The sequence below is a fragment of the Gluconobacter sp. P1D12_c genome (assembly GCF_018812105.1).
Lineage (GTDB): Bacteria > Pseudomonadota > Alphaproteobacteria > Acetobacterales > Acetobacteraceae > Gluconobacter > Gluconobacter oxydans_A.
On the sequence record NZ_JACSIQ010000115.1, the window covers coordinates 1 to 686 of the forward strand.

Consider the following 686-nt stretch of genomic DNA (forward strand, 5'->3'; position numbering starts at 1 on the left):
CCATATGTTTTGCAGTCATGGGGCCTTATACGTTACACTTTCCCGTATGACACACATAATGATCGGCTATGCCCGCTGCTCGACGGACAAACAGGATCTCGCGGCCCAGCATCAGGAACTGCTCAAACTCGGTGTTTCTGCCGATCGTATTTACACCGACAAGGGCTTCACCGGCACGAACCGGGAAAGGGCCGGCCTTGACCAGGCACTGGCGGCTGTTCGTAGTGGCGATACTTTGGTCGTACCAAAGCTTGATCGACTGGCCCGCTCTGTCCCTGATGCACGGCTTATTGGCGACAGCCTGGCATCCCGTGGCGTGAAGCTTCAACTTGGGAACAGTATTCACGATCCGTCTGATCCAATGGGCAAGTTGTTCTTCAACATCCTTGCGACTTTCGCGGAGTTTGAAGCCGATCTGATCCGGATGCGTACTCGTGAAGGGATGGCCGTTGCACGCGACAAAGGTAAACTACGCGGAAAGAAACCCAAGCTTTCTGAACGTCAGCAAAAAGAGCTTCGCCGGATGTATGATACCGGCGATTACTCCATCAGCGATCTTTCAGAACTGTTTTCTATTTCTCGGCCAACTGTCTATCGAACTCTCAGCAGAACAGCCTCAACGTTCTTGTTGGGTTCACTCTAAGCGTACGTAAAGTACACTTTCGTGTCGTGACCCCTATTTGAAC

At 52.0% G+C, this 686-nt stretch carries 1 protein-coding gene; it reads left to right on the forward strand.

All coding sequences use genetic code 11. The annotated features are described in order from the left end of the window. The first annotated feature begins 46 nt into the window (after window positions 1–46). Window positions 47–643, forward strand: a complete 597-nt coding sequence (locus KP705_RS15845) for a recombinase family protein (RefSeq protein WP_029329811.1) — start codon at window positions 47–49, stop codon at window positions 641–643. Window positions 644–686 lie beyond the last annotated feature (43 nt).